At 33.0% G+C, this 26,214-nt stretch carries 20 protein-coding genes, 1 tRNA gene and 1 other RNA gene; 10 read left to right on the forward strand and 12 right to left on the reverse strand.

Annotated elements, in window-relative coordinates; translation table 11 throughout:
- Nucleotides 1-84: 84 nt before the first annotated feature.
- Both groL and JK145_RS00720 read right to left on the reverse strand, forming a co-directional pair.
- On the reverse strand, nt 85-1,737 hold the full coding sequence (groL, locus tag JK145_RS00715; RefSeq protein WP_220664970.1) for a chaperonin GroEL: 1,653 nt from the start codon (nt 1,735-1,737) through the stop codon (nt 85-87).
- A gap of 48 nt (nt 1,738-1,785) precedes the next feature.
- Nucleotides 1,786-2,079: a co-chaperone GroES gene (locus JK145_RS00720; RefSeq protein WP_220665230.1), complete on the reverse strand. Its 294-nt coding sequence runs from the start codon at nt 2,077-2,079 to the stop codon at nt 1,786-1,788.
- Nucleotides 2,080-2,599: 520 nt separating this feature from the next.
- Between JK145_RS00720 and aspA the strand changes: the two genes are divergently transcribed.
- Entirely contained in the window at nt 2,600-4,030 is a 1,431-nt protein-coding gene (gene aspA, locus JK145_RS00725) for an aspartate ammonia-lyase (RefSeq protein WP_220664971.1), read from the forward strand.
- 531 nt (nt 4,031-4,561) lie between these two features.
- Here the strand turns inward: aspA and JK145_RS00730 are convergent.
- Together JK145_RS00730 and ribB are read right to left on the reverse strand one after the other, a co-directional pair.
- Complete coding sequence (locus JK145_RS00730; protein WP_220664972.1) at nt 4,562-5,302, reverse strand: 1-acylglycerol-3-phosphate O-acyltransferase; 741 nt, start codon at nt 5,300-5,302, stop codon at nt 4,562-4,564.
- A 665-nt stretch (nt 5,303-5,967) separates the two neighbouring features.
- Nucleotides 5,968-6,618 (reverse strand): 3,4-dihydroxy-2-butanone-4-phosphate synthase, encoded by a 651-nt coding sequence (ribB, locus tag JK145_RS00735; protein WP_220664973.1) that lies wholly within the window; start codon nt 6,616-6,618, stop codon nt 5,968-5,970.
- Nucleotides 6,619-7,020: 402 nt separating this feature from the next.
- Here ribB and JK145_RS00740 point away from each other — a divergent pair, with 402 nt between their 5' ends.
- A complete protein-coding gene (locus JK145_RS00740) occupies nt 7,021-7,320 on the forward strand; it encodes an accessory factor UbiK family protein (RefSeq protein WP_220664974.1) in 300 nt (99 codons plus the stop codon).
- 334 nt (nt 7,321-7,654) lie between these two features.
- On the opposite strand, the gene hldE is transcribed toward JK145_RS00740, so the two are convergent.
- A complete protein-coding gene (gene hldE, locus JK145_RS00745) occupies nt 7,655-9,094 on the reverse strand; it encodes a bifunctional D-glycero-beta-D-manno-heptose-7-phosphate kinase/D-glycero-beta-D-manno-heptose 1-phosphate adenylyltransferase HldE (protein WP_220664975.1) in 1,440 nt (479 codons plus the stop codon).
- Nucleotides 9,095-10,057: 963 nt separating this feature from the next.
- Between hldE and JK145_RS00750 the strand changes: the two genes are divergently transcribed.
- Nucleotides 10,058-11,308 carry a multifunctional CCA addition/repair protein gene (locus JK145_RS00750; RefSeq protein ID WP_220664976.1) on the forward strand — a complete coding sequence of 417 codons (1,251 nt, stop codon included), beginning with the start codon at nt 10,058-10,060 and terminating at the stop codon, nt 11,306-11,308.
- A gap of 124 nt (nt 11,309-11,432) precedes the next feature.
- On the opposite strand, the gene JK145_RS00755 is transcribed toward JK145_RS00750, so the two are convergent.
- Together JK145_RS00755 and folB are read right to left on the reverse strand one after the other, a co-directional pair.
- Nucleotides 11,433-12,263: an undecaprenyl-diphosphate phosphatase gene (locus JK145_RS00755; protein ID WP_220664977.1), complete on the reverse strand. Its 831-nt coding sequence runs from the start codon at nt 12,261-12,263 to the stop codon at nt 11,433-11,435.
- Nucleotides 12,264-12,443: 180 nt separating this feature from the next.
- On the reverse strand, nt 12,444-12,842 hold the full coding sequence (folB, locus tag JK145_RS00760) for a dihydroneopterin aldolase (protein WP_370627581.1): 399 nt from the start codon (nt 12,840-12,842) through the stop codon (nt 12,444-12,446).
- 111 nt (nt 12,843-12,953) lie between these two features.
- On the opposite strand from folB, the gene plsY reads away from it, so the two are divergent.
- Complete coding sequence (gene plsY, locus JK145_RS00765; protein WP_220665232.1) at nt 12,954-13,580, forward strand: glycerol-3-phosphate 1-O-acyltransferase PlsY; 627 nt, start codon at nt 12,954-12,956, stop codon at nt 13,578-13,580.
- Between the two features lie 18 nt (nt 13,581-13,598).
- On the opposite strand, the gene tsaD is transcribed toward plsY, so the two are convergent.
- On the reverse strand, nt 13,599-14,633 hold the full coding sequence (gene tsaD, locus JK145_RS00770) for a tRNA (adenosine(37)-N6)-threonylcarbamoyltransferase complex transferase subunit TsaD (protein ID WP_220664978.1): 1,035 nt from the start codon (nt 14,631-14,633) through the stop codon (nt 13,599-13,601).
- Between the two features lie 492 nt (nt 14,634-15,125).
- On the opposite strand from tsaD, the gene rpsU reads away from it, so the two are divergent.
- The 5 genes from rpsU (at nt 15,126) to JK145_RS00795 (ending at nt 21,044) form a co-directional block, all read left to right on the forward strand.
- On the forward strand, nt 15,126-15,341 hold the full coding sequence (rpsU, locus tag JK145_RS00775) for a 30S ribosomal protein S21 (RefSeq protein WP_220664979.1): 216 nt from the start codon (nt 15,126-15,128) through the stop codon (nt 15,339-15,341).
- A 108-nt stretch (nt 15,342-15,449) separates the two neighbouring features.
- Nucleotides 15,450-17,192, forward strand: coding sequence for a DNA primase (gene dnaG, locus JK145_RS00780; RefSeq protein ID WP_220664980.1), 1,743 nt, complete (start codon nt 15,450-15,452; stop codon nt 17,190-17,192).
- Between the two features lie 119 nt (nt 17,193-17,311).
- Nucleotides 17,312-19,162 (forward strand): RNA polymerase sigma factor RpoD, encoded by a 1,851-nt coding sequence (gene rpoD, locus JK145_RS00785; protein WP_220664981.1) that lies wholly within the window; start codon nt 17,312-17,314, stop codon nt 19,160-19,162.
- A 264-nt stretch (nt 19,163-19,426) separates the two neighbouring features.
- Nucleotides 19,427-19,500 (forward strand) — tRNA-Ile (locus JK145_RS00790).
- Between the two features lie 896 nt (nt 19,501-20,396).
- Nucleotides 20,397-21,044, forward strand: coding sequence for a DedA family protein (locus JK145_RS00795; protein ID WP_220665233.1), 648 nt, complete (start codon nt 20,397-20,399; stop codon nt 21,042-21,044).
- Nucleotides 21,045-21,537: 493 nt separating this feature from the next.
- Here JK145_RS00795 and rnpB read toward each other — a convergent pair.
- An RNA gene (gene rnpB, locus JK145_RS00800) (RNase P RNA component class A) lies at nt 21,538-21,931 on the reverse strand.
- Between the two features lie 62 nt (nt 21,932-21,993).
- Complete coding sequence (rsmI, locus tag JK145_RS00805; protein ID WP_220664982.1) at nt 21,994-22,869, reverse strand: 16S rRNA (cytidine(1402)-2'-O)-methyltransferase; 876 nt, start codon at nt 22,867-22,869, stop codon at nt 21,994-21,996.
- A gap of 723 nt (nt 22,870-23,592) precedes the next feature.
- On the opposite strand from rsmI, the gene dolP reads away from it, so the two are divergent.
- The gene (gene dolP, locus JK145_RS00810) at nt 23,593-24,162 is read left to right on the forward strand and encodes a division/outer membrane stress-associated lipid-binding lipoprotein (protein ID WP_255555775.1); all 570 of its coding nucleotides are present in this window, start codon (nt 23,593-23,595) and stop codon (nt 24,160-24,162) included.
- Between the two features lie 654 nt (nt 24,163-24,816).
- Here the strand turns inward: dolP and rpsI are convergent.
- On the reverse strand, nt 24,817-25,209 hold the full coding sequence (gene rpsI / locus JK145_RS00815) for a 30S ribosomal protein S9 (RefSeq protein ID WP_220664984.1): 393 nt from the start codon (nt 25,207-25,209) through the stop codon (nt 24,817-24,819).
- On the reverse strand, nt 25,206-25,652 hold the full coding sequence (gene rplM / locus JK145_RS00820; protein WP_220664985.1) for a 50S ribosomal protein L13: 447 nt from the start codon (nt 25,650-25,652) through the stop codon (nt 25,206-25,208). The genes rpsI and rplM overlap by 4 nt, the downstream gene beginning before the upstream one ends.
- Nucleotides 25,653-26,214 lie beyond the last annotated feature (562 nt).

Below are 26,214 nucleotides of genomic sequence, written 5' to 3' on the forward strand. Positions count from 1 at the left end.
AACTAAAAACCCCGATGAAATCGGGGTTTTTATTTTAGTTTACTATCTTTACTAAAATTGGCTAAATATGAAAACAAAAAATTTTTACATCATATTTCCCATACCGCCCATACCGCCCATACCGCCCATGTTACCACCGCCTACTTCAGGTTTGTCTTCCTTCGGTAATTCAGTTATCATACATTCAGTGGTAATCATAAGTCCAGCGATAGAAGCTGCGTACTGTAATGCAGAACGGGTTACTTTAGTTGGATCTAAAATTCCCATGTCAATCATATTACCATACTGCTCTGTAGCTGCATTATAGCCAGTATTGCCCTCACCTGCTTTTACTTTGTTTGCAATAACGGACGGCTCTTCTCCAGCATTAGCAACGATCCGACGTAGCGGGGCTTCCATAGCGCGACATGCAACCTTAATGCCAACATTTTGATCTTCGTTGTCACCACGTAACTCAGAGATGCTATTAGCCGCTCGAATAAGCGCCACGCCACCACCTGCAACGACACCTTCTTCCACTGCAGCACGAGTAGAGTGTAGTGCATCTTCTACTCTTGCTTTTTTTTCTTTCATTTCCACTTCGGTAGCAGCGCCTACTTTGATAACTGCAACACCTCCTGCTAATTTCGCTACACGTTCTTGTAACTTTTCACGATCATAGTCAGAGGTAGCTTCGTCACGTTGTTGATTAATTTGCGCAACGCGACTGCTAATAAGCGCTTTATTACCCATACCATCAATAACAGTAGTAGTATCTTTTGTAATAACAACACGTTTAGCTTGTCCCATATCCTCTAAGGTCGCTTTTTCTAATTCAAGACCGATCTCCTCAGAGATAACAGTTCCTGCAGTTAGAACAGCGATATCTTGCAGCATAGCTTTACGACGATCACCAAAACCAGGAGCTTTAACAGCCGCAACTTTAACAATGCCGCGCATGGTGTTTACTACTAACGTCGCCAAAGCTTCTCCTTCAACATCTTCAGCGATGATCAACAAAGGCTTACTTGCTTTAGCAACAGCTTCTAAAATTGGTAACATTTCCCGGATATTAGAAATTTTTTTGTCAACAAGCAAAATAAACGGACTTTCTAATTCAACAACGCCAGTTTCTGGTTTATTAACAAAATATGGAGAAAGGTAACCTCTATCAAACTGCATTCCTTCAACAACATCTAATTCGTCCTGCAGCCCGGAACCCTCTTCCACGGTGATAACACCTTCTTTACCAACTTTTGCCATAGCTTCGGCAATTAATGTACCAACGGTTTCATCAGAGTTAGCAGAAATCGTCCCTACTTGAGCAATTGCTTTAGAATCTGAACAAGGAACAGAAAGTCTTCTCAGTTCTTCTACTGCTGCAATTACAGCCTTATCAATACCACGTTTCAAATCCATTGGATTCATTCCAGCAGCAACAGCCTTCAAACCTTCATTTACAATAGACTGAGCCAGCACAGTCGCAGTAGTAGTTCCATCGCCTGCTGCATCATTAGCTTTCGATGCAACTTCCTTCACCATTTGAGCACCCATGTTCTCGAATTTATCTTCCAATTCAATCTCACGAGCAACGGAAACTCCGTCTTTTGTGATGACTGGAGCGCCGAAAGATTTGTCTAGCACAACATTACGGCCTTTAGGACCTAAGGTCACCTTTACCGCATCAGCTAGAATATTAACGCCGCGAAGTATTTTTACACGAGCTTCGTTACCAAATTTTACATCTTTAGCTGCCATTTTGTTTTCCTAATCAATATCGTTCAGTCCAGATGATTTACACACGGATTACTTTTCAACGATGGCCAAAATGTCACTTTCAGACATAATTAAAACCTCGTCGTTATCGATCTTCTCAGATTTTACGCTATATCCGTCATTAAAAATTACAGTGTCGCCCACTTTTACATCTAATGCTTTTACTTCTCCATTTTCAAGAATGCGGCCGTGACCTACAGCTAGAACTTCACCGCGAGTTGATTTTCCGGCTGCGGAACCAGTCAAGACGATGCCGCCCGCAGACTTGGCTTCAACCTCTTTACGTTTGACGATAACGCGATCATGTAATGGACGAATTTTCATTATTGATAACTCCCCCTTGAGAAAGTCCATGTAAGTTTCTAACGAATTTCTGGCTTTTAATTGCAAATGTTGCCAGATTCCATGGAAAATATGATTGGGACTTCTAAAACAATTTCAAGAGGAGAGAAAGTAAAAAATTTTTAAGTGATAACTTTATTGTAATTCATCCATAGATGAGCTTATTTTAAATGTACTGACGGGTACATAAAGCTTTTAAAAAAGCTATTAAGATTTTATAAGTCAAATTTGCCAAGGAAGTAATTACGTATTGCTATTTCACTAATTTTTTAAAATTAGAGAATTGGTAATCAAAGTACCTCAAATAAAAAATGTATCCGCCAAACAATTGAAACAAATAATAATTAGTTATGAATTATTTTTAATCTGACCAGTTTTAATTTTTTTTACTTTAAGCTAAGAGTATAATTCTATAGCAATGAAAAATCTTATTAGCAGACAGACTTCAACCTGGATTAATCTATTCGTCATTATAATTAACTAAAATCTATAAGGAAAGCATATGCCGACTCTTATCCGTATCGAAGAAGATTTACTTGGTACTCGTGAAGTGCCAGCCGATGTTTATTATGGTATTCATACCTTACGTGCTATAGAAAATTTCTATATTAGCGGAACACGCATTAATGACATTCCTGAACTGATACGTGGTTTGGTAATGGTCAAAAAAGCTGCTGCGCTAGCTAACAAAGATTTAAAGAATCTATCGTATAATATGGCCGATACTATTGTGCGCGCATGTAACGAAATATTGATTTACGGTCGTTGTATGGACCAGTTTCCAGTAGATGTTTTTCAAGGCGGCGCAGGAACCTCAATTAATATGAATACCAATGAGGTATTAGCTAATATTGGATTAGAATTAATGGGATATAAAAAGGGAGAGTATCAATTTCTAAATCCAAATGATCATCTGAATTTATGTCAATCTACTAACGATGCGTACCCGACTGGGTTTCGCATTGCTGTTTATAACGCAATCCAAAACTTAGTCAAAGGAATTGATTATTTAAGAGAGGGATTTGAAAAAAAAGCGAAACAATTTTACGATATTCTAAAAATGGGAAGAACCCAATTACAAGACGCAGTCCCTATGACACTTGGCCAAGAATTCTATGCATTCAATGTTTTACTGAAAGAGGAAAATAAAAATTTATTACGTGCCGCAGAGTTATTACTGGAAGTAAATCTCGGTGCAACTGCTATTGGCACTAAGCTTAACACTCCAGATTGTTATCAGTTATTAGTAGTAGAAAAACTAGCAGAAGTAAGTAACCTTCCGTGCGTTCCTGCAGAAGATTTAATAGAAGCCACGTCTGACTGTGGAGCTTATGTTATGGTCCACAGTACGTTAAAGCGTTTAGCGGTTAAACTATCTAAAATTTGTAACGATTTACGACTATTATCGTCGGGTCCTCGAGCTGGCTTTAATGAAATTAACTTACCACAATTACAAGCAGGATCCTCTATCATGCCAGCTAAAATTAACCCCGTATTGCCAGAAGCGGTTAATCAAGTTTGTTTCAAAGTTATAGGCAATGACATTTGCATTACTATGGCAGCAGAAGCTGGCCAGCTCCAATTAAATGTTATGAAACCAGTCATTATCCAGGCTATGTTTGAGTCGTTACGTATTTTAACTAACTCATGTTATAATTTGCAAGACAAGTGCATTAATGGAATTACCGCTAATCAAGCTGTTTGCGAAAAATACGTCTTCAATTCTATCGGAATTGTAACTTACCTTATTCCATTCATTGGACATCAAAACGGAGATACTGTTGGTAAAATTTGTGTTAAAACTGGCAAAAGTGTAAGGGACGTTGTTCTTGAACTCGGTTTGCTAACTGCTTCACAACTAGATAATATTTTTTCATTAAAAAATTTGATCAGTCCGAAATATAACTCTATCAAAAAAGAATATCTCCAATGATTCCTTTTTATCTTAATTGATTTGCAATTATAAACGAATATAATATTCTTAAATTTACCTAAGGTATATCGGAAAATGATCTTGGCTGTTTAAGAAAATTTTTCTTATTGTACAACACAAGAAAATCTCCCTACTCATGTTACATGTTCGTCCTAAAATAGGACTATAAGATAAAGCCTAAAAAGGAATTATATAGTGCAATTATTTTTATATTTAAAACTTTTTATTAATCAAAAAAAAAGTCTTAGATATTTTTTATGGTTATTTTTTCAGTATTTCGCTGCTTTCATTATCGAGTATCACGAATCGCAACTAACGCTTATGAAAGAAAATTAGTAAACTTTTATTGATTTTTAAACTCTACTACAATGAAATAATGCTATAATAATTAAGAAAAATGATTTTTCTAGAATTAAATTTAAAAAATTTACATACTCTTTAACGATAAAAAAAAGAAAACGTATCGCAAAGGCGCAATTTTCGTTAAAAATATATCTAGCAAATGATTGATAAATCCTTTGAATAAAGGATTTATTGAAATCTTAAAGATTCTCTTTGGTTAACTTCTAAATTTAACTGATCAAGTTTGTTTTTCATTATATTCCAACAATGTGCAGCTAATACACGTCCCTGTTTTTTGTTATAACCGATCGTTTCTACTGGAGGTAAAATTTCGATGATAACTAGTCCATTAGACCATCGGTTAAGTCTAATTTTATTAGAAGTGTTAGAAACACAAATCGGTACTATAGGAACACCGGCAGAAATTGCCATGTAAAATGCCCCAACTTTGAATGGAAGTAAGCCGCGTCCACGACTCCTGGTTCCTTCCGGAAAAACCCAAATAGACATATTATTTTTTTTAACTTCTTTTATAACTTTAGTAAGAATATTATAAGTTTTGGTATAATTATTACGGTCAATCAGTAAGTTCCCAGTCAACCAATATAGAAGTCCAAACAACGGTATCCATAGTAAACTTTTCTTACCTACTAAAATAGTGCGAGGTTGTACCACACATGAAGTGGTAACAATATCATAAGTGTTTTGATGATTAGCAATATAAATACAATTATTTGGTAACATTATATCTTTAGGCCATCGCACTTCTACTTGCAAACCAAAAAGGAAGGACATACGACCAAACCAACGCCCAAGAACGGAAATATGTCGAGGGTCTTTTGGCTTGCATAAGTAACAGATTAAACCAAGAGTACATATTAATATTGATAAAAGTGTCGCTAACACAGTGCGTATAATAGCAAGAAACATCAACTTAAGCCTCCATATTCAGGCTCTATTCGAGCAAGCTGTTTTATATTCAATCTACGTTGAGAAAATTTGAAATCTTCTGGAAAATCACATGTTGCCCTTAGTATTTGCAATATTTATCTCGAATTAAAGGCTAGATTTAGCACTCGGAATAAAAGAACAAATATTTCCTCTTTGTATAAAAGAGAGAGACTGTCGAAAAAGAGAACTATATTTTTTGCTTCTTTATAACCTATGGATAAGTTGAACGGTATGTTTATCGAGCTTCCTCCAATCGAACAGCCTTTATCACACGCTTAATAAAATAGTTGAGAATAAAAAATAACGTATTAATCATATGTTTTATTAGAAATTTTTAGTACACAACATAGTTCTGATCTTTCTTCAAGAATTTTTGGCATGAAAATAAATAAGTGATCGTCTTCTTATGATAAGAGAACTGTTAAAGTAAATTATTTATTTGCTTAATGAACTACATAACAATTTCAAACACTGCACAGAAATTAGTGTTTGTTAAATAATTATTTAACTTTTTGGTATAAAAAGAAAATTTAATACTTTATTGAATAACTTATCTTATGAAAACTTATAAATCATTGAACAGTAAACTTTTTGCATAAGTCATTTTTTAATAAAAATTGCATAATAATTATTATATTAATAAATTAACTAATGTGTTCTAAAGAACGACGGTAAACGATAAGATCTTCAACAGTTAGCACTGGCATATCATATCGTTGACCAAAAGCAACTATTTCTGAAGTATTTGCCATAGAACCGTCTTCATTTGTTACTTCGCATAATACACCCATCGGTTTTAGACCAGCCAGTATAGCTAGATCCACTGCCGCTTCAGTATGACCGCTACGTGTCAGCACCCCTCCAGGTTGCGCTCGAAGTGGGAAAATATGTCCAGGACGATGGAGATCTGTTGGTTTAGCATTATCCTTAATAGCAGCTCGGATTGTGGTTAATCGGTCATTAGCTGAAACCCCTGTCCCAATCCCTGAAGCGGCTTCAATTGTAATTGTAAATGCTGTCTGATAGCGGTTATTATTATTTTTCACCATCATTGGAAGTGCTAGCTGCTGACAACGTTCGGCTGTCAGACATAAACATACAATACCGCTACCATGTCGGATGGTAAGAGCCATTTGTTCAACAGTCATATTTTCTGCAGCGAAAATCATATCTCCTTCATTTTCACGACTTTTATCATCCAATACTAATACTCCTCGACAAGCGCGAAGTGCCTCTAACGCATTTCGTACGCGTTGATATGAAGAATCATACCCGGAAAGAGACATTTGGTTCATGGTAAAAATACCTTGAATTTATTTTGAATTGCCATAATTAAAACCATGTTTTGAAATTAAATAAAAAAAAACAGTTAAGAAATTATAAGTTCTAGGATTTTTTTTATTACATATAATTAGATATTTGTTAAATATAAAATTGGACTATTAGATTCTCATATGTTACAAGCTATGTTTAGATATGCTTTTAAAGCTTGTACAACTATTATTGTCTATTTTATAATTTCTGAAGCTATCTTATTTTACTGTAGTAGTTGTTCTTAACACTAAGAAAGCATACTATCATTCCATTAAAACTTGAGCAACCAATAAGTACATTTTTAAATAAAAATCTCTTTTCTACTTTAGAAAAATTGAGCGATACAATTAATTGCTATTACTATTTAGTCTGGGACATTTATAATGATTGATCCAAAAAAGTTTGAACAATTCGCTCGATATATGCAAGATTCTTTGCCAAAGTTCCTGCGATACTTGGGAAATGATATAGAAAAAAAAATACATCAAATACTAAAGCATCGATTTAATTGCATGGATTTTGTTAGTCGTGAAGAATTCGATGTACAAACACGTATCTTATTACATGTTAGAAAAGAATTAAATCGGCTGGAAAGTCGTTTAAATATTATAGAAAAAACGTTAGAAAAAAAATTGATTACTGATCCTTCCGCGGCTCATTCTGCTAAAGATAACGCTAATTAGCAAATAGAAATTTTATTTGGATATCATCTTTACCATGAAAGTTGATATATGAATATAGACACAGTCGAATCCTTTATTACTAAATAAAGTTATTCTTTACAGATTTCTATTTTTATTTTCTAACTTATCGAAAATGCTATCTAACTAGTTTTTTGATGTTAAAACAAAGCATTTTAGAAACTAAACAAATTTCTCCTCTTAAAAAGAGGATATCTCCTTAAAGGAAACTGTTCTTGTTTTAAGATTTTATGTTACTAAACAATAGTAAAAATCTAATTAATTATGAGTATTATTGTATGTTTAACAGATTTTATATTTGTATAAATTTAAAATGTTACTCTCCATTCCTTTGCTTAAGGATAGTATCTATGATTTTGCTAGTAGAGAAGCCTTCATTGAATTCTAACATTAATACACGTCCACCATTACGCCAAACTTCTTTATAACCGGCAATTTGATTTGGATAATAATCACCTCCTTTAACTAGTATATCTGGCAATATGTCAGTGATTAGCCGATAAGGCGTATCCTCATTAAAAGAAACTACCCAATCCACTGCTTCTAGCGCTGCTAAAACTGTCATACGTTGCATTAAAGGATTTATTGGTCTAGTTTTTCCCTTTAATCTTTTAGTAGATTCATCACTGTTTATAGCTACGATAAGTCGATCACCTAATTGACGTGCATTAGAAAGATAATTAATATGGCCTATGTGCAACAAATCAAAAATACCATTAGTCATGACTATCTTTCCACCTTGTTTACGTACTAAGTTTACTTCTTTTTTTAGTTCATCTTCAGTTACAATGCCAAATTTTATTTCAGCGCATCCGCAAACAAAATTTTTTAGATCAACAGGTTTAGCAATAGAGGTTCCTAGTTTGCCAACTACCATACCTGCTGCAGCATTAGCTAAAAAGCAAGATTCTTCTAAATTACTACCTGTTGCTAATGTTGCAGCCAGCACACCAATTACCGTATCTCCAGCTCCTGTAGTATCATAAATTCTTCTTGCTTGTGTAGGTAGTTGCAATGGTTCTTTATCGGACTGTAGCAAAATCATACCTTTTTCCGATCGAGTAATTAGTAATGCTGATATATGATAATCAGTAATCATCTCCATGCCTCGCTTAATTAATGTTTTTTCATTTTTACAATTACCTACTACTGCTTCAAATTCAGACAAATTAGGAGTAAGAACTGTTGCCCCTTGATAATGGCTAAAATTTGTCCCTTTAGGATCAACAAGTACTGGTACATTAGCTGAACGTGCCAATGCGATTATTTCTTCGTGTACGCAGGTTAAAGACCCTTTAGCATAATCGGATAGCACTAACACATTTACTTGTGGTAACGTAAGTCGAACTCGTTCCACTATAAGTTTTAGATCGATATTTTTAAAATTCTGCTCAAGATCAAGGCGAATTAGTTGTTGGTTACGAGAAAATATCCGCAACTTAATAATAGTAGGATTATTTTCGTTAATGATGAAATTACAAGTCACATTTGCTTTACTAAGTTTTTCTTTAAGAATGCGGGCAGCTTCATCAATACCAACAAGTCCAATTAAATGTGAATGACCGCCAAGAATGGCAACATTCATTGCAACATTTGCAGCACCGCCAGGTCGATCTTCAATAGTTTCTATTTTTACAACAGGCACTGGCGCCTCTGGAGAGATACGATTAGTAGGTCCGTACCAGTATCTATCTAACATTATATCTCCTACGATTAATACATCTGCTTGACGAAAATCGGGTAAAGTTGCCGTCATTTAACTTACTCCTAAAAAGAGATGCTATGTTTTACGGAAAGAGCTACTATCTTATCGGTTAAGATATCTGTTGATAAATCGAGTAAATCTCCTTTCTAAAAAAGGAAAGAAGTAGTTATTCGCCCCTAACCAAATTGTTTCCATTCATTAAAGTATCATAATAAACATAATGCTTAAACTCAGCCATTTATATTCCGCTAAACTAAAGTTATTAGATTAAATTGTTGCTATATGTATACCCAAAAATAGATAAGATTTTTATATAACTAATTTAATTAACGATAAGTTATTAGCAAGTTTAAAATAAGTGATACATGACGGTTTTTTGAGACATATCAGATTTAAAATCTAACTCCACTGGAAAGTGCACTTTCTTGGAGCAAAATATTGTAGTTATAACTATTGATTAATAATTTCTTTAGTTGTATGAAATTTCAGTGTGAAAAAGTCCATTCAAACTGTTTAGTTTTTCAAAATATTAATTATCACAGTGGTTTATTACTTTAATTACAGCTATTAATCTGGCGCTTAGAAAGCTTTCTATCTTTGTACAGTGAACCATTTGAAATAAGTGATATGTAGTGCAAATATTGAATGTAATCCACGCTATAAAACAAATTATTTTAAGTACGAGCCTAGCTAATACTTAGAAAACATATAAATCACGTCTATTTTGGAAGAAATATTACTCGAAATTAAATTTTCGACAGAATTATTATCAATATTCAATCTAAAAAAGACTGTAACTTTATTACTAATTTTTTTAAGATTAGAAAGAAGCAACTTAATTTTATAAGATGTTAATTACATTAATAAAAATTACTAAAGCCTTATAGGTGATAAGTATCGCTAAAAACTGACCAAGTCATCCCTTTCTAAGATTGGAAGCAAGTAATCTGTTAGACGCAATTATGATTTCTTTTAAATTAAAAGATAAACCTTAATTCTGAGAGAGAAATAATTATGAAAAAGTACCTGGTAGGCGGTGCTGTACGCGACAGTTTATTGCATCTTCCTGTCTATGAACGAGACTGGGTTGTAGTTGGTACAACTCCACAAGAAATGGAAACACAAGGCTACCAGCGAGTAGGTAAAATTTTTCCTGTTTTTTTGCATCCTAAAAATCATGAGGAATATGCACTAGCCAGAACAGAGCGAAAGTCTGGTCATGGATATACTGGATTTACTTGTTGTTTTTCACCTTCTGTTACTTTAGAAGAAGATTTGCATCGTCGAGATCTTACTATTAATGCTATGGCTCGTGACGAAGAAGGAAATCTTATTGATCCTTATCAAGGAAAGGAGGACATCAAAAATCGTTGGCTACGCCATGTTTCCACTGCATTCGAAGAAGATCCATTACGTGTACTTCGAGTGGCACGTTTTGCCGCACGTTTTGCTCATCTAAACTTTCGCATAGCACCAGAAACCATGGTTTTGATGAACAAAATGATTCATGAATTATCACTATTATCTCCTGAACGTATTTGGAGAGAAACAGAACGAGGACTAAAAACTAACAATCCTCAAGTTTTTTTTCAAGTTTTACGTACATGTGGCGCGTTAAAAGTGTTATTTCCAGAACTAGATGCACTATTTGGAATCCCAGCGCCAAAAAAATGGCATCCAGAAATCGACACAGGCATTCATACTATGCTGACAGTATCAACAGCAGCTAAACTAACAGAAGATACTGCAGTACGTTTCGCTGCACTTTGTCATGATTTAGGTAAAGCGCTCACTCCTAGAGAATTTTGGCCTTTCCACAGAGGACATGGTTTGGCAGGATTAAAAATAATAAAAACAATTTGTCAACGTTTAAAAATACCAAATTCATTACGTGATCTTGCTTTAATAGTTGCTCGCTATCATGACCGCTTAAATAACGTTAATCAACTTCACCCTAAGAAATTAATAAAACTTTTCGGCTCTATCGATGCTTGGCGACGTCCTCTACGCTTAGAACAAATAATCCTTGCCAGCGAAGCTAATGCTCGTGGTCGTTTTGGTTTTGAGAATCACGCTTATCCACAGGCAAATTTTCTTCGTAATGCATTTTACGTAGCTAATCTAATTAGCGGAAAAGACGTAATTAAGGATGGTTTTTATGGCACCTATATTGGTGAAGAAATTAGTCGACGTCGCCAAAAATCTCTTATTATTTGGCAGAAAGAGCAAAACAAGCCACGAAGAATGTTAAGAAATTCTCGTTAAAAACCAAAATATATTATCTAGTGAGCTCGTGGATATAACCGTAACCTCATAATATTGTATTCTCGCTTTCTATTTTTTGTTCTTATCCTTTCTTTAGAGTAAAAGAACTATAAATAATTTACAATTAGCCGGCCAAGCTCCAGTAAATCATGGCTGCTAAAAAAAAACGATAGATAGCGAAAGGAACAAATGAAACGTGACGGATAATTCGTAGGAAAAGTTTAACAGATAATCGTGCTACCAAGAAAGCAGTAGTGAAACCAATAATGAACATCGAAAAATCTTGCCATACAAGAAACGGTAGGTTTTTGTATAAATCTACCATTGATGCACCGAGCAATGTTGGTATTGCTAAGATAAAAGAAAATTCTGATGCAGCATAACGACTTACATTAACTATTAGTCCCCCACTAATAGTAGCACCAGAACGAGAAAAACCAGGCCAAAATGCTAAGCACTGGAAACAACCAATAAGAAATGCCTGCAGATAAGTCAACTCATTAATATTTTCTGTACGTGATATAACTGTCAATTTAATCCATTCTCCTGCTAACAATAACATTCCGCCAGCTATCAACGCATACATTACATAAATTGGAATATAAATAGACTTAATTTGTTCATAACATATTGATCCAACTATAACTGATGGAGTCACTCCTAACAAAATATGATTGAAATTCAATTGGCTGCTTTTATTACATAAATGATTATATTCTAATCGATAAATTTTTTCTAAATAAGTTTTAGTAAGATTAAACAATCGTTCCCAAAACACTTTTACTATTGCTAAAATTGACCCTAATTGAACGACCGTCTCAAAAGACTTGGCTTTATTTCCCATAAAGCCAAGCAAGTTACCGACTAATATTATATGTCCTGTCGATGAAATTGGTAAGAATTCTGTTATTCCTTCCAGGATGCCAAAAATAAAAGCAATAATCGAGTCGTGCATATTATTTTTTTAATCATGAATAATTAAAATAACTAATAAAAATCTAATCAAATCGTTTAACAAATACCACTTCCACTTTTCATTTTATATTTAAAGTCCCCTCCCCCTTTTTTTAAGGGAGGGTTATTTCTCATTATAACTGAGAAATAAATTAATACATATTTTACGATATAGTCACTACTATAATTTTATTTCTTCCTTTTTCCATCTTTCAATGATCACACCAACATTAGCAGCTTGCGGTATCGCGTTCGGCTTACTGATTTTTAAACGAATCCATAATAATTCGAATTGAGATATGAGATACCCTGCTGTTTCTTCTGCAGCTCGTTCTATTAATGAGAAGTTTTTCTTAACTAAAAATGACAGTACAGAAGTAGCAACATTTTCATAATCTAGACAGTCGACAATATTATCACTACGTGCGGCTTTACGATTATCCCAACCCATTTCTAAATCAAAAATTAGTTTCTGTGATCGTGTTTTTTCCCATTCATAGACCCCTATTGTAGTCAATACAGTTAGTTGTTCAATAAATACAATATCCGTTACCTCATGATGACGTATCCTGTTGTTCACTTTTGTGTTATACCTCTTTATTTTATAATTCTTAAGATTCAGTCCTACCTATAAAAGTGCATGCATTTTCAGAGGGTAGAAAAAATAAAATGATTATTGGAGTAGTGTATGATTAACGTAATCCCAATTGGGATGATTGTTTTTTCCTATTTATACGGTTCAATATCTAGTGCAATTTTAATTTGCAGGTTTATGCAACTACCCGATCCTCGTTCTGTTGGATCTAAAAATGCAGGTGCTACCAATGTAATCCGCACTGGAGGCAAATTAGTAGTAGTTATTGGAGTAGTAATTTTTGATGTCCTAAAAGGTTTTATCCCAACATGGATAAGTTACTATATCCTTGGCTTGCAAACATTTTGGTTAAGTTTGATAGGACTAGCTTCTTGTCTCGGGCATATTTATCCAGTTTTCTTTCATTTTCATGGAGGAAAAGGAGTCGCTACCGCCCTTGGTACTATTATTCCTATTGGTTATGATTTGTTTGGACTAATAATCGGTACTTGGTTTTCAGTTGCTTTTCTTTCTGGATACTCCTCTTTAGGAACCATTATTAGCATTATAATTGCTTTCTTTTATGTTTTTTGGACTAAACCACAGTTTATTTTTCAAGTTGGAGCGATTGCTTTTCTGGTGCTTTTATGTCACCACGAAAACATATATCGCCTCCTGAAAGGCCAAGAAAATCATTTTTGGCCTTTCAAAGGGAAATTAAAAAGTTTTAAGCAAAAAAAGTAATTCAATATAAAAACGTACTTAATCTTCCAAAGAAGAAGTAATTGAAGAAGATAAATCTTCCAGTGGCCATCGTGATCGTACTGAAATTGTAAGATCCGTTTTAGACCAGTTTTGAATTCTTAGCATTCCCGTATAGGCAATCATTGCTCCGTTGTCTGTACAAAATTTTGGACAGGGATAAAATACTTTTCCACCTCGCTTGCGCATCATTTCGTTCATGTTATTACGTAATGACTGATTAGCAGCTACACCACCAGCTAGTACTAGCCGATGAAAACCAGTCAAATCAAGTGCGCGATTACACTTTATTAAAAGTGTTTCTACTATTGCTTCCTCAAACCCTCGTGCAATATCCGCACGATCTTGTTGATTTTTAATATTTGTATTCACCATTTTACTAATGAAAGTTTTCAATCCAGAAAAACTAAATGTTAATCCTGGACGATTTATCATAGGACGAGGAAATTTATAACGGCCTGGAGCGCCATGTTTTGCTAAATCCTCTAACAATGGCCCGCCTGGATAACTTAATCCTAATAATTTAGCAACTTTATCAAACGCTTCACCAACAGCGTCATCAACGGACTCTCCAAGTAATTTATATTTACCAATCCCAGTTACAGCAATCAGTTGAGTATGTGCGCCAGAAATTAAAAGTGTTATGAATGGAAATTCAGGCGGATTTTTTTCTAACATTATTGACAATAAGTGCCCCTCCATATGATGGACGGCAATCGCTGGAATTTCTAAAGCATAAGCAAGTGAGCAACTAACAGTTGCTCCAATCATTAGTGCTCCTACTAGTCCTGGTCCGGCAGTATAAGCTATTCCATCAATATCGGAAGTTTGCAAATTAGCTTCTGAAAGAGCGGCATATATAAGCGGAATAATTGCTCGAACATGATCACGTGATGCTAACTCTGGTACTACTCCACCATAATTAGCATGGATCTTGATCTGACTATACAACTGGTTGGCTAATAATCCTTGTTGACTATCAAAAATTGCTACTCCAGTCTCGTCGCATGATGTTTCAATGCCTAATACACGCATACTTACCAAATGCCTTTTTTTAAAATTTAAAAAACTTATATATTGTGTAATGCAAGTTTAGTAATATTAGTTCTATTCTTTGCATATTATAATATTGCGTTTAGAAAAACTTGTTAATCAAAATCCCTAGTTAATTAGGATATCAAAAATCAAGAGATAATTATGTCATGCATGAAAATCAATATTTTTTAACTGCCATGCACCTTCTCTTTTGGAGAAGGAATTTTGTTAAAATGCTAACGCTAAAATAGCGTTTATTAATATTTTTTCATTTATAAGTAAAGGACTACTCACATTTAAGTAAGTAAACTAATTTTAAAGTTTTTATCAAACTTTCCAAATTCAATTTTAACACTAATACATTATCTAAATTTAGAAAATAAGTTTTCTTTGATAAGAAACTTTGCAGAGTTGCAGTTTTTCTGTAAACTTTTAGAAAGTTAAAAATCAGATTTTTTCTAGAATTATAAACTTAATTCGAGGTAATAAATCATGCCTATAGTTAAAGTACGTGAAAATGAATCATTTGACGTAGCGCTGCGTCGATTCAAGCGATCTTGTGAGAAAGCAGGAATTTTAGCAGAAGTACGTCGTCGTGAGTTTTATGAGAAACCAACAACAGAACGTAAGCGTGCCAAAGCTTCCGCAGTTAAGCGACGAACTAAAAGAATTATTCGCGAAAATGCACGTAAAACTCGTTTTTACTAAGAAAAATTTCTATCATTTGGTAGATTAATAGTAAATTATTAAAGTTATAAAGATTTATTTCTTAAAAAGAAAGGTCATTTTTAACTAGTTGCTTCTTTAACGGGACTTATGACTGGATTAATACCTCGTGATTTTGTCAAAGTATTGTTAGCACGCACTGATATTGTTAGTTTAATTAATACACGTATAAAACTTAAAAAACAAGGAAAAAACTATCAAGCTCACTGTCCATTTCATTATGAAAAAATCCCATCATTTACTGTAAACATCGAAAGACAATTTTACTACTGCTTTGGTTGCGGTGCTCACGGAAATGTTATTGATTTTCTAATGAACTATGATCGATTAGAATTTGTCGAATCTATCGAAGAACTTGCCTCTTATCATTCTATAGAAATTCCTTATGAAACTGCAACAAATAAAAATTATAAAAATTATCATCAGAAAAATAATCTATATCAATTAATGCATCAACTCAGTAGTTTTTATCAAAAAACATTACAGAGTAATCTAGCAGTAGAAGCTCGTCGTTACTTACAACAACGCGGATTTAGTAAAGAGATTATCCATAAATTCGCCATTGGTTTCGCACCATCCGGATGGGATTACATTAGTAAATATTTTGTCTCATCAATAACAGATCGTAGTTCTCTTATCAATATTGGCATGATGGTTGTAAGTAAAAAAGGACGTGTTTATGATCGTTTTAGGGAGCGCATTATGTTTCCAATTCGTGATAAACGTGGAAGAGTTGTTGCTTTTGGCGGACGAGTTTTAAAAAATGGACAACCAAAATACCTAAATTCGCCAGAAACGGATATCTTTTGTAAAAGTCGTTATCTTTACGGTCTGTATGAAGCTCAAAAAAAATCAGAACAATTCCGACTACTCATAGTAGAAGGATACTTAGATGTTGTTACACTGTCACAATTCGGAATCGATTATGCAGTAGCTTCATTAGGTACTTCAATTAATGCAGAACATATTCAGATTTTATATCGTACAACCGATCTAGTTATCTGTTGTTATGATGGAGACCGGGCTGGACAAGAAGCAGCTTGGCGTGTATTAAAAAATGCTTTACCTTATTTAATTGATGGTCGTCAATTACGTTTTATGTTTTTACCAGACGGTGAAGATCCCGATACGTTAATCCGAAAAATTGGTAAAGAAGCATTTGAACAACAAATCAAACACGCACAACCATTTTCGACATTTTTATTTAAAAAACTATTATCTCAGGTAGATTTAAGCACCTTAGATGGTCGAGCTAAATTCAGCTCGATAGCATTACCTTTAATAAATCAAGTTCCAGGCGTCATTTTACGACTCTATTTACGTCAAAAATTAGGAAAAATAATTGGCATTCTTGATGAAAGTCAATTAGAAAAACTATTGCCTAAAATTACCATGAGGAGAAGGTTTATCCTACAACCACGAATAAAACATACCATAATGCGCATGTTGATAGGGCTTTTGGTTCAAAATCCGTGGCTTTCTACTTTAGTCACGACGCTGAAAGGATTAATTCGATCTGGCCAACCAGGAATATCTTTATTTATTAAACTAGTACAAGTGTGTCAAGCTCAACCTGGATTGACAACTGCTCAATTACTTGAGCAATTTCGGGAGAATAAATTTTTTCTTCAACTTGAAATGTTGGCCAGCTGGAACCACATGATTGTGGATGAGATGGTTAAAACAACTTTTGTTGATACTTTGACAAAACTTCACAATTCTGTTCTTGAACGAAGACAGGAATCACTTATTGCATTTGATCGTATTCGCGGTTTGACGCTTGAAGAACGACATGAACTTTGGTTATTAAATCAGACATTGGCAAAAAAATAATTAATCTAACAACTAATTTCTGTAAAAAATGCTAAGCTAATTGCAAGAAAATAGTTTTTGATTATTATCATTAATAAATAACGATCAAATATTACTATATGAGGTACGAATATTGTTTTATGGAGCAAGATTCCCAATCACAGCTCAAACTTCTTGTTACACGTGGTAAAGAGCAGGGCTATTTAACATTTTCCGAAGTTAATGATAGCCTTCCAGAAGAAATTATTGATTCCGATCAGATTGAAGATATCATTCAAATGATGAATGAGATGGGTATCCAAATAATGGAGGAAGCCCCAGACAATGATTATCTACTCTTAGCCGACAATACTTCTAATTCTGCTGATGAAGATGCAGCAGAAGCTGCAGCGCATGTACTATCTAATGTTGAAAATGAAATCGGGAGAACAACCGATCCAGTGCGGATGTATATGCGAGAAATGGGAACTGTAGGGTTACTAACACGTGAAGGCGAAATAGATATTGCTAAGCGAATTGAAGACGGTATCAACCAGGTTCAATGTTCAGTTGCCGAATATCCTGAAGCTATTTCTTATCTTTTAGATCAGTACGACCGTGTCGAGTCTGGTGAGGCTCGTTTATCTGATCTCATTACTGGTTTTGTTGATCCTAGTGCAACAGAAGAGGAAGATATAATTTTCACTTCGGCTCACGTTAGTTCTGATGAACTTACATCTGATAATGAAAACGGTGATGGATATGAAGAAGGAGAAAACGATAACGCAGACGATGACAATCATATTGACTTAGATTTAGCAAAACAAAAATTTTTAGAACTTCGTCATCAATATGAAATTGTTCGTGATCTTATAAAGGTAAATGGACGAAAACATGCTCGTTCAATTGCTGAACTTGTAAATTTATCTGAAATATTTAAACAATTTCGCTTAGTACCAAAACAATTTGACCTTTTAGTTAAAAACATGCGATCGATGGTAGATCGCATTCGATTTCAAGAACGTCTTATTATGAAATTTTGCGTTGAAGTTAGCAAGATGCCCAAAAAATACTTTTTTACGCTGTTTACTGGAAATGTATCCAGTGAAACCTGGTTCAGAGATGCGCTGAACATGAACCAACCTTGGTCAAAAAGGTTACATGAAGTAAATAGTCATGTATGTCATAGCCTAAAAAAATTACGTCAGATCGAAGAAGAAACTGGTGTAAGTATTGAACAAATGAAAGATATCAATCGTCGTATATCAATTGGTGAAGCTAAAGCACAACGAGCTAAAAAAGAAATGGTGGAAGCTAATCTACGTCTTGTGATTTCTATTGCTAAAAAATATACTAATCGCGGATTACAGTTCTTAGATTTAATTCAGGAAGGTAATATTGGTTTAATGAAGGCAGTAGATAAGTTTGAATATCGTCGTGGTTATAAGTTTTCCACATATGCCACTTGGTGGATTCGCCAAGCCATTACTCGCTCTATCGCTGATCAAGCGCGCACAATTCGAATTCCGGTGCACATGATCGAGACTATCAATAAACTCAATCGTATCTCCAGGCAAATGTTACAAGAAATGGGACGTGAACCAACTCCGGAAGAACTCTCAATACGAATGTTGATGCCAGAAGAAAAAATTCGCAAAGTTCTTAAGATTGCTAAAGAGCCTGTTTCTATGGAAACACCTATAGGCGACGACGAAGATTCACATTTAGGGGATTTTATTGAAGATACAGCTATTGAACTACCATTAGATTCCGCTACAGCAGAAAGCTTGCGATCAGCTACTAACGATGTATTATCCGGACTCACTGCTCGCGAAGCTAAAGTTCTACGCATGCGGTTTGGGATTGATATGAATACTGATCACACTTTAGAAGAAGTTGGAAAACAATTTGATGTTACTCGCGAACGAATTCGTCAAATTGAGGCAAAGGCACTACGCAAATTACGTCATCCGAGCCGTTCTGAAGTTCTGAGAAGTTTTCTAGATGATTGAACATAAACTCCACTGATAAAAGCAAAAGCAAAAAAAACTAATAGAAGCTGATTTATGTAACTAAGTATTTCTTTCCAAGAATTTACAATCAGTAGAAGCTTTCTTAACTAAAAAATTAGATAGTTAAAACTTAGTAAGGATTTTTTTTGTGGTAAAGTCGACTTTCTTCGATGAGTACCCTTCAAACTAAGCACTTGTAAGAACAATAACAGTACTCAAAAATATTTGAAGTTTATTTCATAAGTGATTATTAGTATCATCTTTGGCCCCTTAGCTCAGTTGGATAGAGCAGGCGACTCATAATCGCTTGGCCGCTGGTTCAAATCCAGCAGGGGCCACATCATTATGTGTAAAAACAAATTCTCTAACTTTTAACCAAGTTAATTTTAAAATAATGAAAAAAGATAACGATTAAAAAAGCAATTTTTATATAAAAACAGAAAAGTAAGTTTTTAAAAAAACGGGTGATGTTATTCTTGCAGATTGTTTGGTTTTTAAAAAATTTACTTCAGAAAATTATCTCTAATACGATTTAACCAAATATATAAACACGAACCTTGCTTGTTTTTAATAAAAAATAACTTATTAAAAATAAAATAGCCGATTCTGTTAAATCTAGACAGAAAACTAATCTGCATTAACATCTAAATTTTACTTAACAAATTTCTTTTCTAATTTTTTTCATATAAAAATGCAGACGTGGCTGTCTTTATCAAGAGAAAACAAAAATCTATGTAAAACTTTGTTTAAAACGTATTAAAAAATCTTTATAAGATATGTAGTTTTTAACTATTTAATGCTTTTAATCAAAGGCAGGTCACATTAAACTTTTAAAAATTTATAAAAAATTTTATCTTTGTTAAAGTGAATAAACTGATTTCTTCGCAATGTAAAACACCTACTTAATTAGGTTAAGATAGAATTTTATAATTTTTTTTGATTAATTTATATTGCTTTAATGGTCAACTTTAGATTTTTAGTCAAAAAATTTTGCACTATAAGTGCAATATTTAAGTCAAAAATATTAAAAACTCCTCCTTAAGGTACTATCATAATATGATAATTATCAATTCAATTTTATAAATTATTCGTATCATTTAACGTGATAAATCGTAGGACTTGTTTAGTAAAAGTTAATAAGTAGATAAACGAATTAATACTTAACACTCAGCAAATTAACGGTCTATGTATCGACATTACAAAACAGTTATTTTTAATTAAAAATCCATATATGATAAATGTTATCAAAAAATTATTACATGCTCTTTGGCAACAAAATTTTGAAACACTTTCAGAACCGAATTTAGTTTGGACGATATATTTTCTAGCATTTATTGTTATTTTTTTAGAGAACGGACTCTTACCAGCTGCTTTCTTACCAGGGGATAGCTTACTGGTACTACTAGGTGTCTTAGTTGCTAAAGGAGCATTAAGTTTTTTCCCAGCCTTAGTATTATTGTCCTTTGCGGCCGGCTTAGGAAGCTGGATAAGTTATTTACAAGGAAAATGGCTTAAAAATAATCGGATAATAGATGGTTGGATGGAGCATCTTCCATTACATTATCATAATCAGGCGTATTTAATGTTCCATCGTTATGGACTGTCGGCTTTATTGATTGGCCGTTTTATTGCTTTTGTACGCACTCTTTTGCCAATTATTGCTGGATTATCAGGTTTAGGTAATTCATCTTTTCAATTTTTTAATTGGACTAGTGCGTTTTTATGGGTTTTTATCTTAGTTTTAATAGGTTTCTCTCTTGAGAGAACATCAGTTTTTCAAAGCTATGAACAAGAATTAATGTTATGTCTTATACTACTTCCTTTAATATTATTGATGATCGGATGTATCAGTTCTTTAGCCATTATCTGGCGTCGTAAATAACTTGTAAGCTCAAACGAAAAATAAAAAATAACATTCAAGATGGATTTAAATTTATTAAATATTTATCTATCTATCGTTTAGTTGAAATTTTTGTATGTAGTAGTTTATTTTGCTTTTATTTATCTTTTTTATGTAAGAAGTGGATCCATATTTGGGAAGATCCATTTACTTTTAAAATACAAGACTAAATTTAGTTAAAAACTTTATTGTTACTAGAAAGATGGTTTTATATTTATGAAAACTTTGGAGTTTTATTCATTTACCAATAAAAATTTTAGATTTAAAAAATAAAGACTAAAGAGAAGACTTGAATATTTTTAAAATATTAGGATTTTAAAATAAAAACTTCTTACGAAAAGAAATAAAAGTTAAATGAAACTATTAGCAAATTTGCTCCCTCCTAAAAAGAAAACATTAAGGACTTTTAAAGTTTTTTTAAAAGAAACAAAAAAGAATTAATGTTATAAGCATATAAATTTCATATTTTAAAATAAATTGGAGTTGACCGTTAAGCCGGGTTCTGTCGTGGACAATCATTTATCTAGGCTAGGCACTCACGTGCTAGCTCAAGCGGCCTACCCGGAGACTTTAACACGGGCCATGTTTGTCTCCTAAATTTGGCCTTGCTCCAAGTGGAGTTTACCACGCCGCAAGCTGTTACCAACTGCGCGGTGTGCTCTTACCACACCTTTTCACCCTTACCTGATTTGAATAACTTTTGCATTTTATTCATTGGCGGTTTTCTTTCTGTTGCACTTGTCGTAGGTTCTCACCTCCCAGGTGTTATCTGGCACTTCGCCCTGTGGAGCCCGGACTTTCCTCTCCTTTATTTTTTATTCCAATTTTCTAGAAATAGAAATTAAAGCAGCGATTGTCTAGCCAACTCCGAATATAGGATAAAAAATCTTTTGGACGATGTCTACATTAAATATGATCCTAATGCAGACTACTACGTTACATTTCTGTTTTGTTGGAAATCGAGACCAAAACGATATAGAATACTTTTTTTTATTCCATAAATCTGTGAAGCTAACATTACAGCCTTTTTTAAAGATAATTCAGATAAAAGTAATAAAAAAGTCTGTTTTGCCCCATTAGGAAGAGAATTTTTTTGTATTTGATGTCCTTCGACAAGAATCACTATCTCTCCTCGTTGTTGCCACTTATCTTGTTTTACCCAGTTTAAAATTTCATAAATAGGTGCACCATGAATTATCTCCCAAATTTTAGTTAACTCTCTTGCCAACACTACATAGCGTAGAGATCCCCAAACAACTTTCATATCGTTAAGAGTTTTTAGTAACCTATGATTTGACTCGTAAAAAATCATGGTACGTGTTTGTTCTTTTAACGCGGATAACATAGCGAGTCTTGCTTTCTTCCTTACTGGTAGAAAACCCTCATAACAGAAACGATTAGATGGCAATCCAGAAGCGGATAGTGCAGCAATCGCTGCACAGGCACCTGGTAGCGGTACTACACGGATACTTGCCTCACGACATCGACGTACTAAACGATAACCTGGATCATTGATTATTGGTGTACCAGCATCCGAAACTAAAGCTATAGATTCCCCTTTTTTTAGTTTTTCTAATAAAAAACTGCTTCTTTGCTTTTCATTATAATTATGTAATTCGAACATTCTTGTGGTTATAGAAAAACGTTGCAATAACAAAGCAGTATGTCGAGCATGTTCAACAGCAATTAAACTTACACTCTTTAGAATTAGTAAAGCTCTAAAAGTAATATCATTCAGATTCCCAATGGGAGTTGGCACTATATATAGTATCGATGAAGAAGCACTAGCTTGTTGAAACTGATTCATTTTTATTAAGACGCTTAGATAAATTAAAAATATCAATAAAAAACATTTTTTAAACTTTTTAGTTCAAACTTTTTCCTTTTAAAGGAATTCATCTATCCTTTTAAAGGAAAAACCAAGCTCTACTTTTTTTAAAAAATACCCCTACCAAAAGTAGCATACAGCATAATCGGTTAAATTGTATTAAGACAATACTAAAAATGATTTTAATAATCAATTTGTTTGAAAAAATAAGTTTATATTGATACACTAAAAATTAGTTAACAAAGTTAAGTCTTTTAAAGAAGAACAATTGATAGTCAGATTTGTGTTAAAGACGTGTGAAATTTAGAATAAATAAAGATAAATAAAAGATGAACATTTAACTGTAAACTTTGTAAAAAGATTTTTTAATTTTTAAAAATTAAAATTATTCATTTTGATTTAAATGAATTTTGGTTCATTGCTTTTTTTTGTTATAAGTCTCTAAAAACGAAGTTGTTTCCTAAAACATCTGTGGTGTTTCTAATAAGCAACATAAAGAAAAACTTTTCATAAAAGAGTTCTTTTTTTCTTGTCAAAGACAAAATGTCTATTTTTTATTCATTTAATGAATAGTCTGATATTATAGAGTTTGTAATGTTTTTTGCAAGTTACCTGTATAATTTCATTAAAAATCGACTAATTTCATTTCGATTAAGGTCACTAAATATCCAGTCGAAAATACATTCATCGCCGTTTGTATTATTGATATTTGGACTTTTACTAAGTGTTAATTTAATGTTGCAAGGATGTACAAGCGCGATAGTAGCTGGGGCTGCTGCAGTCGCTGCTAAGACTATTACTGATCCACGCACTGCTGGAACACAACTTGATGACACTACTCTTAAAATAAGAATTAAATACGCGTTAGACAAAGATCAACAGTTAAAAGAAAAAGCACATATTATAAATAATGTTTATTATGGAAAGGTTCTATTGCTCGGCCAAGCACCAACCAATAGTCTTATTGAAAAAGCTAACAAAATTGTAAGAAACGTTGTTGGTGTAACTGAAATATATAATGAAATTCGTCAAGAGAGTCCTATAAAACTTAATGATACACTTGTGGATATTTGGATTACTATTCAAATTTATTCAGAAATATTCTTCAATAAAGCTGTTAAACTGTCTGATATAAAAGTAATCACTGAAAACAGAGAGGTCTTCTTACTAGGAATTGTGACTTGCTTTGAAGGAAAAACTGCAGCAAAAGTAGCTAGTAAAGTAAAAGGAGTAAAACATGTCACTACCGCTTTTATTTATTCACCAACATAATATAACTTTTCGTATCTTTCTTCTGACAGAAGAAAGTTTGTCTAATTCTTTATCATAGAACAGCTAATCAAACGAGTTCCTCGTTTTAAGAAATTTAAAGAAGTGTGTCCTAATATTGAGCATAATGCTTAAACAAGAAAAAGACATTTCAACTGAGTTCATTTAAACAAGTTTTACGCGACTACTTCAACTGAAGTAAAAGTTTTCTAATAAAAATGACCTCCCAAATGTTTTGAAATACAATTTATTTAAAACAGAAACTCTGTACTTATTTTTATTATAGAATTTTAGGTTGCTTTATTCGTTACGTGATATAGAAACTAAAAACTAAAATAATTTTTTAGTAATTCATTAAGATTTACAACTCAGCTAGATTTACTCCTATAGCATAAAGAATATTGCGAAAAGTTGTTTTGGATCTCTTTTTCTAAACTTTTGCTAGTGTTTTATTTTAAAATCAATTTTATTAATTTTTAATTAAAAATAATAATCATCTTAGAGTAAGTATTAAACATCCTAATGAGCTTTACTAATTAATAATTATAGTGAAAATATTTAATTGAACTAATTATTTTTGAATTAACTATATTCTTTTCTTAGTAAAAGAACCTCAATTCTATTAAGCTTCACTTGTACCTGTATAGGTTTTCGACATTAACGTTTAGAAAATTGCGGCCGACAACGCGCTTTACGAAAACCTATTTTTTTACGTTCAACTTGACGAGCATCACGAGTGACAAATCCAGCTCTGCGAAGATTGATGCGCAAAGTTTCATCATACTTTATCAATGCACGAGCAATTCCATGCCGAATTGCTTCAGCTTGACCAGATATACCACCACCTTTAACAGTAATATATAAATCTAATTTTCCTGTCATATTAGTTAAATTCAACGGTTGATAAAGTACCATTCGAGCCATTTCTCGATCGAAATATTGGTTTAAGCTTTTCTGATTTATAAAAATCTTACCGGTTCCTATTTTGATAAAAACTCGGGCAGAAGAACTTTTACGACGACCAGTAGCATAGTATTGATTTTCAATCATTTATAATCTCGACTAACTAAATTTAATACTTGTGGCTTTTGTGCTGCATGGTTATGTTTCGTTCCTACATAAACTTTAAGTTTTCGAAATATAGAACGACCCAAAGGTCCTTTTGGTAACATACCTCTCACTGCGATTTCGATCACTCGCTCAGGATGGCGAGAAATCATGTCTGAAAGAGTTGTTCTTTTAATACCGCCAACATATCCAGTATGGCGATAATATATTTTACTATTTATTTTATTCCCAGTAACAGATATTTTTTCTGCGTTTACAACAATAAGATAATCCCCAACATCCAAATGTGGGGCATATTCTGCCTTATGTTTTCCACGAAGGATATGAGCTAATTGGGTAGCAAAACGACCAAGAATTTTGTTTTCAGCATCAACAACATACCAGTTACGCTGTGTTAGCTTTATTTTTGTTGAGAACTTTTTCATTTAAAAAAAATGATTAATATAATAATTTTAGTTTCTAGAATGAAGTTGAATCCAGCAGATAAAATTATTTTAAATAAAATCCAGATTCTTTAATAATTTCAGTATAAAACTAATCTTCAATTTTTTACTTTAAGTTTAAGTTTTTTCAAAAAATTCTCTCAGAGAACTCCCTTAACTATAATAGTTTTTTTGAAAAAAATCAATCTATCTTTACAACTAAAAATTTTGCTTTATCCTAAGTAAGATTTTATTTAAATGCTATAAAGCTATTAAAAATAGATAAATAACTTTTTTCTTATAAAGGAAAAACTACGAGGCATGTTCTAATACTAGAAATTTATGCTTGGATAGTCTAAAGCAATTCAGATATTTTCTAGAAAATTAACTAAAATAGAATAAATAAAATTCATGATTATCTAACTGTAGATTTTACGATATTATCCTTTAATAAAAGACACCTCTTAAATTTTAAGAGAGAAGGCTAGTTTTAGTTTGTCCCACCAGTTTAGAGTTTAAGTAATTTTTTAGATCTAAACTACCCTAATATAGCTAGTTTTAGCTG

The sequence above is a fragment of the Sodalis sp. CWE genome, from assembly GCF_019646055.1.
Classification (GTDB): Bacteria; Pseudomonadota; Gammaproteobacteria; order Enterobacterales; family Enterobacteriaceae; genus CWE.

Bases quoted from the DNA above. Each gene is read 5' to 3' on its own strand.
- groL (WP_220664970.1), bottom strand. From the start codon at position 1,737: ATGGCAGCTAAAGATGTAAAATTTGGTAACGAAGCTCGTGTAAAAATA.
- JK145_RS00720 (WP_220665230.1), bottom strand. From the start codon at position 2,079: ATGAAAATTCGTCCATTACATGATCGCGTTATCGTCAAACGTAAAGAG.
- aspA (WP_220664971.1), top strand. From the start codon at position 2,600: ATGCCGACTCTTATCCGTATCGAAGAAGATTTACTTGGTACTCGTGAA.
- JK145_RS00730 (WP_220664972.1), bottom strand. From the start codon at position 5,302: ATGTTTCTTGCTATTATACGCACTGTGTTAGCGACACTTTTATCAATA.
- ribB (WP_220664973.1), bottom strand. From the start codon at position 6,618: ATGAACCAAATGTCTCTTTCCGGGTATGATTCTTCATATCAACGCGTA.
- JK145_RS00740 (WP_220664974.1), top strand. From the start codon at position 7,021: ATGATTGATCCAAAAAAGTTTGAACAATTCGCTCGATATATGCAAGAT.
- hldE (WP_220664975.1), bottom strand. From the start codon at position 9,094: ATGACGGCAACTTTACCCGATTTTCGTCAAGCAGATGTATTAATCGTA.
- JK145_RS00750 (WP_220664976.1), top strand. From the start codon at position 10,058: ATGAAAAAGTACCTGGTAGGCGGTGCTGTACGCGACAGTTTATTGCAT.
- JK145_RS00755 (WP_220664977.1), bottom strand. From the start codon at position 12,263: ATGCACGACTCGATTATTGCTTTTATTTTTGGCATCCTGGAAGGAATA.
- tsaD (WP_220664978.1), bottom strand. From the start codon at position 14,633: ATGCGTGTATTAGGCATTGAAACATCATGCGACGAGACTGGAGTAGCA.
- rpsU (WP_220664979.1), top strand. From the start codon at position 15,126: ATGCCTATAGTTAAAGTACGTGAAAATGAATCATTTGACGTAGCGCTG.
- dnaG (WP_220664980.1), top strand. From the start codon at position 15,450: ATGACTGGATTAATACCTCGTGATTTTGTCAAAGTATTGTTAGCACGC.
- rpoD (WP_220664981.1), top strand. From the start codon at position 17,312: ATGGAGCAAGATTCCCAATCACAGCTCAAACTTCTTGTTACACGTGGT.
- rsmI (WP_220664982.1), bottom strand. From the start codon at position 22,869: ATGAATCAGTTTCAACAAGCTAGTGCTTCTTCATCGATACTATATATA.
- rpsI (WP_220664984.1), bottom strand. From the start codon at position 25,209: ATGATTGAAAATCAATACTATGCTACTGGTCGTCGTAAAAGTTCTTCT.
- rplM (WP_220664985.1), bottom strand. From the start codon at position 25,652: ATGAAAAAGTTCTCAACAAAAATAAAGCTAACACAGCGTAACTGGTAT.